The sequence below is a fragment of the Novacetimonas hansenii JCM 7643 genome, assembly GCF_000964405.1.
Lineage (GTDB): Bacteria > Pseudomonadota > Alphaproteobacteria > Acetobacterales > Acetobacteraceae > Novacetimonas > Novacetimonas hansenii.
In genome coordinates, this window is record NZ_BANE01000299.1 from 1 (window position 1) to 8350 (window position 8350).

Genomic DNA, 8350 nt, shown 5'->3' on the forward strand with positions numbered 1-8350 from the left:
ACCCAAAAACTTTTCTTATTTTTTATCAATGAGTTGTTTTCAAACAAGCTTTCAGGGCTTAACTGACGACACGCCATAAGGCCCTGAACACCACCGCCACGACCGCCGGTGATCGAAAAATACGGCCCAGAGGCATGCCCCCCCCCCCGTCTGCCGCAATCCATAAAGCAGACAGGCAGTTATGGGAGAAAACGAAAGGTCCGGGCTTTTGGTGGGTAAGTGCAATAGCTGACGTAGTGACAACTCGATTTTTCTTGCCGCTCCCAAATAAGTCCTGCTATGTATTACAAAACGTAATACGGAGATGAGGCCATGGAAACGGTCGTCGTGCGCAAACAGGGCAATTCTGTCGGCGTTACTCTTCCGGCGGAAACACGTATCCGCCTTGGTCTGGAAGTCGGACAGGAACTTACGCTGGTCGAAATGGTCGACGGAATCAAGCTGGTGAAGCGCAATCTCAAGCTTGAACGCCAGATGCAAATGGCGCGTGAGACGCTGCGTGAGCAGGCTGACGTTCTTCAGGAACTGGCCAAGCGCTGATGCCGGATCTGCCTGAGTTTCTGGAACCTGACGTGGTGCTGTTCATGCACGATCAGGCCCTGAAGGAATATGGCGGGACCCATGGCCTCAGAAACGAGGACATGCTGCACAATACGTTAGCCCGCGCCGAAAACTGCTGGCACTCTACTGAAGTACCGGCACTGGACGCCGCTCCCCTGGCAGCTGCCTATGCTTATGGTATTGCGCGTAATCATTCCTTCAATGACGCCAACAAGCGAACAGCCTGGAGCTGTTGCATCCTTTTCCTTCGGTTGAATGGAACCCGTGTGCAGGTCAGCGCCCCGGATGCCGTCGAGGCGATGGTGGCTCTTGCATCTGGCGCAATGGCGGAAGATGCGTTTGCGGCGTGGCTTCGGCAACATTTTCAAAATCAGTAATTCATATATTTTCGACATCGGACCAGATTTTCTCATGAGCACGACACCCAATACTGCCTCCCTATCTTCCATGATCTGGCAGGTCGCCGATCTCCTGCGTGGCGATTTCAAGCCAGCCGAATACGGCCGGGTTATCCTGCCCTTTACCGTTCTGCGCCGCCTTGATGCCGTGCTGGCCCCGACCCGTGACAAAGTGCTGAAGGAAAAGGAAAAGTGGGAGCGCAAAGGGATCGACCCAATGCCTTTTATGGAGAAAGCCGCTGGTTTGCGGTTCGTAAACACGTCTGACTTCACGCTGAAAGGCGTGCTGGATGATCCGGATAACCTGGCCGAGAACCTGTCCGCCTATATCAACGCCTTCTCCCCCGCCGCCCGTGACATCTTCGACCATTTCCGCTTCACCGAACAGACAGACCGGCTGGCCAAAGCCAATCTCCTCTATCTGGTGCTTGAAAAATTCATCAGCTTCGACCTCAGCGATAAGGCCGTTGATAACCACCGGATGGGGCAGGTGTTCGAAGAACTGATCCGCAAGTTCTCGGAAGCCTCCAACGAGACCGCTGGTGAGCATTTCACCCCGCGCGAAGTCATCAAACTGATGGTGAACCTGATCTTTGCTGAGGATGACAGCCTGCTGACCCCCGGGAATGCTGCGGTCCGCACCATCTATGACCCCACCGCGGGCACCGGCGGCATGCTTTCTGTCGCGGAAGAGTTCCTGCTCGACCACAATCCGGATGCCCGCCTGACCATGTTCGGGCAGGAACTGAACCCGGAATCTTATGCCATCTGCAAGGCTGACATGCTGATCCGTAATCAGGATGTCAGCAATATCCGCCTTGGCAACACGCTCTCCGATGATGAACTGGCGGACCATAAATTCGATTACATGCTTTCCAATCCGCCTTTTGGCGTGGAATGGAAGAAGGTCGAAAAAGCCGTCCGGGCCGAGCACGAAAAGCAGGGTTATGACGGACGCTTCGGCCCTGGCCTGCCGCGTATCTCCGACGGTTCCATGCTGTTCCTGCTGCATCTTGTTCACAAGATGCGTCTTACCAAAGATGGGGGCGCACGTTTCGGGATTGTCCTGAACGGCTCCCCCCTGTTCACGGGGGCTGCGGGGTCTGGCGAGTCCGAAATCCGGCGCTTTGTGCTGGAAGAAGATCTGGTCGAAGCCATCATCGCATTACCGACCGATATGTTCTTCAACACCGGCATCGCCACCTATGTCTGGGTGCTGACCAACCGGAAGCCGCAAAACCGCAAGGGCAAGGTGCAACTGATCGACGCCTCCTCCTTCTGGCGAAAAATGCGAAAAAGCCTCGGCTCCAAGCGCAAGGAAATGGGGGAGGACGACATCACCCTCGTCACCCGCCTGTTCCGGGATGCGCAGGAAGCGCAACTTGCCACCATCACCGCCACAGACGGCACGCAGACACGCGCAGTCGTGATGCAGGGCGAAGCGCCACCAGAAGCGCCAGAAGGCGGCAAGGTCCGGCTCGCGCCGCTCAGCCGCATCTTCAATAACGAGGATTTCGGTTATCAGACCATCACCGTGGAGCGTCCGCAACGCGACGGGGACGGCAAGATCGTCCTCGGCCAGCGCGGCAAGGCGAAGGGCAAGCCCATGCCCGATAGCAGCCTGCGCGATACGGAAAACGTGCCGCTGAACGAGGATATTCACGCTTATTTCAAACGCGAAGTCCTGCCCCATGCCCCGGATGCGTGGATTGATGAGGACAAGATAAAGATCGGCTACGAAATTCCGTTCAACCGGTATTTTTATGTGTTCGAGCCACCGCGCCCGCTTGCGGAGATTGATGCGGATCTGAAAGAGGTGACTACGAAAATCATGGCAATGCTTGGGGAGCTTTCGGCATGAGCTTTCCGAAGTATCCGGCTTATAAGGACAGTGGGGTTGAATGGATTGGGGATATTCCGAAAGAATGGAGTATCTCCTCCATAAAGCGAAATAGTTATCTTAAAGCCAGAGTAGGTTGGAAGGGGTTAACGTCTGATGAATTTGAAGAAGATTCATATGCTTATCTAGTAACAGGAAGCGATTTTCGCGACTCTAACATTCAGTGGCAGAGTTGCTATCAAGTAGATAAAAAACGTTACGATGACGATCCTTTTATACATTTAAAAAATGGAGATCTTTTAATAACAAAGGATGGCACCATCGGAAAATTATCTATCGTGAAAGAGTTAGATAAGCCTGCATGCCTGAATAGCGGAATTTTTCTTTTGCGCCCTATTAATTCATATTCAAATAATTTTATGAAATGGGTTTTGGAATCAAATATCTTCAAAATTTTCATTGATTTGCATTCACACGGATCAACAATCAACCATTTATACCAAAACGTATTTGAAAATTTCTCCTTTCCTCTTCCCGCCTTTCCCGAACAGCAGGCAATAGCCAGCTTTCTGGACCGTGAGTGCGGGAAGATTGACGCCCTGATTGCCGAACAGGAACGGCTGATTGCCCTCCTTGCGGAAAAGCGGCAGGCCGTCATCTCCCACGCCGTCACAAAAGGCCTGAACCCCAACGCCCCCATGAAGGACTCAGGCATCCCATGGATCGGGATGGTGCCGGAAGGGTGGGAGGTTAGCCGTCTGAAATATTTAGTCCAATGTTACGATGGCATTCAAATGGGACCATTCGGAGGCATGCTCTTGGACATAAATTCAGAGCCAACTGGATATAAGGTATACGGGCAGGAAAATACAATTTCCGGCGATTTTGGGCTCGGTCATCGGTGGATTAGTACAGATCGATATAACGATTTGAGGCGATATTCTTTAAATGGTGGCGACTTGGTACTTACGCGGAAAGGAAGCCTTGGAAATGCACGACTTGTATCCAAATTACCATACCCCGGAATTGCCGACTCAGACACGATTAGAATTCGTGTTGATAAAAGTAAAGTTTATCCAGAATTTCTCGCTACCCTGCTTCATGAAGCTAACTACATCGAAAGCCAGATAAACGCTTCGAAGCGGGGAGCAATTTTATCAGGACTCAACACGAAAAATATTTCTGATTTAATTGTGATTTATCCACCTATATATGAGCAGAATAATATACTGAACTATTTAAAAATAAGCTCTGAAGAATTCGACTGCTCTATACAACAAAGCGCAATAGCAATCACCCTTCTCAAAGAACGCCGTGCCGCCCTCATCTCCGCCGCTGTCACCGGCAAGATCGACGTTCGCGCCCAGAGCAAGGCCCTCGCAGCATGATCGACACCAAAGGCCGCTCTCTGGAGCTTTTCTACATAGACGGTCATCCGGACGGAATGATCACCGCCGAACTGTTCAACTGGACGGGGCATGTGTTCGTCACGCCCCGCACGCGCCTGACCGAAGCGCTGAAGCGGGAAGAAGCGGGTTATGCCGGGGTTTATCTGCTGCTGGGTGAGAAGGAGGGGCAGGACTTTGCCTATATCGGGGAGGCTGAGGATCTTGGCGTCAGGCTGAAACAGCACGCGGCGGCGAGCGACAAGGACTGGTGGGAAACCGCTGTTCTGGTTTCAGCCAGCGCGAACCGGCTGAACAAGGCGCATGTGAAGTATCTGGAAGCGCGGCTGATCGTCATGGCGCGGGAGATCGGGCATACGCCGCTGCATAACGGCAACGCGCCCTCCCTGCCGGGACTGACGGAGGCGGATATTGCCAAGATGGAGGCGTTTCTTGGCAGCCTGATGGTGGTGCTGCCGGCCATCCGGGTGGACATGTTCATTCAACGCAGCCGTCCGGCGGGATCATCGCGCCCCGTTCCGACTTTTGAGGCGGCGGAAACGGACACGGATCATGCGATAACGCAGACCGCTCGTTTTATTCTGAACAAACCCCGCATTGATCTGACGGCGAAAGCGGTTTTTCAGGACGGCGAATTTATTGTCGAGGCCGGGTCGCAGGCACGGAGTGAGTGGCAAAGGCAGGACAGTGTGCAGGCTGGTTCCTACAGACCGTTGCACGATGAACTGGTGCGGTCGGGTATTCTGCAAATGGCGGGAACACATCGGGTGTTTACCAAAGATTATGCGTTCAGAAGCCCAAGCGCGGCCGCCGCAGTTGTTTTCGGCCATTCCGTGAGTGGTCCTGCCGCATGGAAGCTGGAAAGCAACCCGGAGGTTTCGTTCCGGGACTGGCAGGCCCGTCAGCTTGATGCAGTAACAGAAAAAGACGCTAGCACATGACAGACCTCCACAAAGAGCACCATCTGGAAACCGAAATCTGCGATGACCTCGCGCGCTCCGGCTGGCTTTATGATGAGGTTTCGGCGGCCCGATATGACGTGGGACTGGCGCTGTTCCCCGAAGACCTGCTGGCGTGGGTGCGAGAATGCGAGCCCGAGGCGTGGGAGACGCTGGAAAAAACGCATGGTGGCTCTGCGGGCGCCGTGTTGTGCCAGCGGGTGCGGGATGCGCTGAACATACGGGGCACGCTGGTTGTGCTGCGGGACGGGCTGGACATTATCGGCCTGACGAAGACGCTGAAAATCTGTCAGTTCCGTCCGGCCCTGACAATGAATCCGCATCTGCGTCATCGCTATGACGCCAATCGCCTGCGCGTGGTGCGGCAGGTGCGCTATTCGGCCAGCAACGGCAATGAACTGGATCTGGTGCTGTTTCTGAACGGCATTCCGGTGGCCACGGCGGAGCTGAAATCGAACTACACACAGTCGGTGCAGGACGCGGTGGAACAGTATTGCACCGACCGCCTGCCGAAACCGCCCGGCAAGCCTGCGGAGCCGCTGCTTTCAGTACCTGGTAGTGCGGTCGTGCATTTTGCTGTCAGCAACAGTGATGTGAGGATGTGCACCCATCTGGATGGCGCACACAGCCGCTTTCTGCCGTTCAATCAGGGGAATCATGGTGGGGCGGGCAATCCCGATACCACGGCATATCTGTGGCGCGAGGTCTGGCAGCCGGACTCATGGCTGGATATTCTGGGCCGCTACGTCATTGCGGTGAAGAAAAAGGGGAAGATCTCGGGCTGGATCTTTCCGCGCTATCACCAGCTTGCCGCCACACGGCTGTTGGTCTCCACTATTCTGGAGGAAGGGCCGGGACAGCGTTACCTGATCCAGCATTCCGCAGGATCGGGCAAAACGAACTCCATCGCGTGGACGGCGCATTTCCTGTCCGACCTGCATGACGTTCATAATCACAAGCTGTTTGATACGGTCATCGTGGTGTCGGACCGCACTGTTCTGGACCGGCAGCTTTCGGAAACCATTGAAAGCTTTGAGCGCACGCGTGGCGTGGTGGCGTCAATCTCCGGCAACGGCGGCAGCAAGAGCCAGGAACTTGCGGCGGCCCTGCATACCGGCAAGAAAATCATCATCTGCACGATCCAGACCTTTCCGTTCGCTCTGAAGGAAATCCGTCAGCTTGCGGCGACCGAGGGCAAACATTTCGCCGTAATTGCTGATGAGGCTCACTCCTCGCAGACCGGGACATCAGCCAGCAAACTCAAGGCAGCTCTTTCAGCCGGTGAACTGGCGGAGCTTGCAGACGGTGGGGAGATCAGCACGGAAGACGTGATGACATCGGAAATGTCGCAAAGGACTGCGGCAGACGCAGGCATTTCCTTCATTGCTTTCACGGCCACGCCAAAGGCCAAAACGCTGGAACTGTTTGGGCGTGTGCCGCATCCGGATCAGCCCAAGGGCGAGCACAACAAGCCTGGGGCGTTCCATGTCTATTCCATGCGGCAGGCTATCGAGGAAGGCTTCATCCTTGATGTGTTGCAGAATTATGTGTCCTGGAAACAGGCGTTTCGCCTGAGCCAGAATGGGCAGATTCTGGATGACACGGAAGTCGAGGCTTCGGAAGCGAAGAAAGCGCTGATGAAGTGGGTGCGCCTGCATCCCACCAACATCTCCGCGCGTGTACAGATCGTGGTGGAGCATTTCCGACAGAATGTGCAGCCTCTTCTTGGTGGCAAGGCGCGCGCCATGGTCGTGACGGCCAGCCGCAAGGAGGCCGTGCGCTGGAAACTGGCTATGGATCGCTATGTTAAGGAAAAGCATTATCCATTCGGGCTTCTCGCAGCATTCTCGGGCGAAGTGGAGGATCTGGAAAGTGGTCCGGAGCCCTTTACGGAAAGCAATATCAACCCGGCCCTCAAAGGGCGCGACCTGAGGGAAGTCTTTGCCGAAGATCCATGGCGGATTCTGATCGTGGCGAACAAGTTCCAAACGGGTTTCGATCAGCCATTGCTGTGCGGCATGTATGTGGATCGTAAGCTTAGCGGGATTCAGGCTGTTCAGACGCTTTCGCGCTTGAACCGCTGCTATCCGGGCAAGGACATGACCTTTGTTGTCGACTTCGAAAACGATCCCGAAGACATCCTCAAGGCGTTCCAGCAATATTACACAAAGGCCGAGCTGACGGACCTGAGTGACCCGAACTGCGTGGTGAACCTGCGTCACAAGCTGGATGATGCCGGGTTATATGATCAACCTGAAGTGGACCGGGTGGCTCATATCCTTATCAATCCGAAAGCGTCACAGCAGCAGCTTGATGCGGCGATTGTGCCGGTCAGTTCCCGTGTGCTGGACCGGTATCGTGATGCCCGGAAAATCGTTCAGGCCGAACCGGAAGGCGTACAGGAACGGAAGGAGGCAAAGGAACGCATTGACGGATTGGTTCAGTTCCGAAGCGATCTGGCATCTTACGTGCGGATGTATGAGTTCTTCAGCCAGATGCTGAACTATGGCAATCCGGATTATGAAAAGCTGTACCTGTTCGCAAAAATGCTCTGGCCTTTGCTGAAGTTCGACCGTGAGCGAGAGACCATTGACACGACGACCCTGCGTCTGACGCATCACCGGATGAAGGATCTGGGCAGGCAGAAGCTTGGGCTGAAGAACGAAGCCGGTGACGGGCTGGAGCCCATAAAAGAAGCCGGTTCGGGACAACCGCAGGATAAGGTGAAGGTTCAGCTCTCCCACGTTATTGAGGCAATCAATGACCTGTTCGAAGGTGATCTGACGGATGGTGACAAGGTGGCGTTTGTCACCGGGCTGGAAACCAAGCTGGCGGAATCAGAAAAATTGCGGGAACAGGCAAAGGCCAACACCAAGGACCAGTTCGCCAACTCACCAGATCTTCACGAAGAAGGACTGAATGCGACCATCGAACTGATGGAAGCACATGAAAAGATGGGCAAACAGATGCTGAACGATAGTGCGCTGTTGCGTGCCGTTATTGCCGCCATCGTGAAACAGGGCGGGTTATGGGAAGCGATGCAGAAATAAAGCGTGTTACCCCATTCAGGTAAGGCACGACACGCACAGGCCAACGCGGCAAGAGACCCGGAGTGATCGTTAAGGGACTGTTTGAAAAGTCAGGCGCGATAACATCCTGAAATCATAAAAGTTTTTGGTGAAGCTT

General features: G+C 54.4%; 6 protein-coding genes. All 6 read left to right on the forward strand.

The features are described 5' to 3' along the window. Window positions 1-312 precede the first annotated feature (312 nt). The 6 genes from B7G66_RS15420 to B7G66_RS15445 are packed head-to-tail and all read left to right on the forward strand — an operon-like array spanning window position 313 to window position 8214. Window positions 313-540: an AbrB/MazE/SpoVT family DNA-binding domain-containing protein gene (locus B7G66_RS15420; RefSeq protein ID WP_003620405.1), complete on the forward strand. Its 228-nt coding sequence runs from the start codon at window positions 313-315 to the stop codon at window positions 538-540. Further along, window positions 540-938, forward strand: coding sequence for a type II toxin-antitoxin system death-on-curing family toxin (locus tag B7G66_RS15425; protein ID WP_003620406.1), 399 nt, complete (start codon window positions 540-542; stop codon window positions 936-938). Before B7G66_RS15420 ends, B7G66_RS15425 begins: the two co-directional genes overlap by 1 nt. After that, window positions 871-2820, forward strand: a complete 1950-nt coding sequence (locus B7G66_RS15430) for a type I restriction-modification system subunit M (protein ID WP_239016144.1) — start codon at window positions 871-873, stop codon at window positions 2818-2820. Before B7G66_RS15425 ends, B7G66_RS15430 begins: the two co-directional genes overlap by 68 nt. Further along, window positions 2817-4187 carry a restriction endonuclease subunit S gene (locus tag B7G66_RS15435; protein ID WP_040510859.1) on the forward strand — a complete coding sequence of 457 codons (1371 nt, stop codon included), beginning with the start codon at window positions 2817-2819 and terminating at the stop codon, window positions 4185-4187. The genes B7G66_RS15430 and B7G66_RS15435 overlap by 4 nt, the downstream gene beginning before the upstream one ends. Continuing rightward, on the forward strand, window positions 4184-5146 hold the full coding sequence (locus B7G66_RS15440) for a GIY-YIG nuclease family protein (protein WP_003620409.1): 963 nt from the start codon (window positions 4184-4186) through the stop codon (window positions 5144-5146). Before B7G66_RS15435 ends, B7G66_RS15440 begins: the two co-directional genes overlap by 4 nt. After that, a complete protein-coding gene (locus B7G66_RS15445; protein ID WP_003620411.1) occupies window positions 5143-8214 on the forward strand; it encodes a type I restriction endonuclease subunit R in 3072 nt (1023 codons plus the stop codon). Before B7G66_RS15440 ends, B7G66_RS15445 begins: the two co-directional genes overlap by 4 nt. Window positions 8215-8350 lie beyond the last annotated feature (136 nt).

Coding starts and splice junctions, on each gene's coding strand:
- B7G66_RS15420 (WP_003620405.1), top strand. CDS start 313: ATGGAAACGGTCGTCGTGCGCAAACAGGGCAATTCTGTCGGCGTTACT.
- B7G66_RS15425 (WP_003620406.1), top strand. CDS start 540: ATGCCGGATCTGCCTGAGTTTCTGGAACCTGACGTGGTGCTGTTCATG.
- B7G66_RS15435 (WP_040510859.1), top strand. CDS start 2,817: ATGAGCTTTCCGAAGTATCCGGCTTATAAGGACAGTGGGGTTGAATGG.
- B7G66_RS15440 (WP_003620409.1), top strand. CDS start 4,184: ATGATCGACACCAAAGGCCGCTCTCTGGAGCTTTTCTACATAGACGGT.
- B7G66_RS15445 (WP_003620411.1), top strand. CDS start 5,143: ATGACAGACCTCCACAAAGAGCACCATCTGGAAACCGAAATCTGCGAT.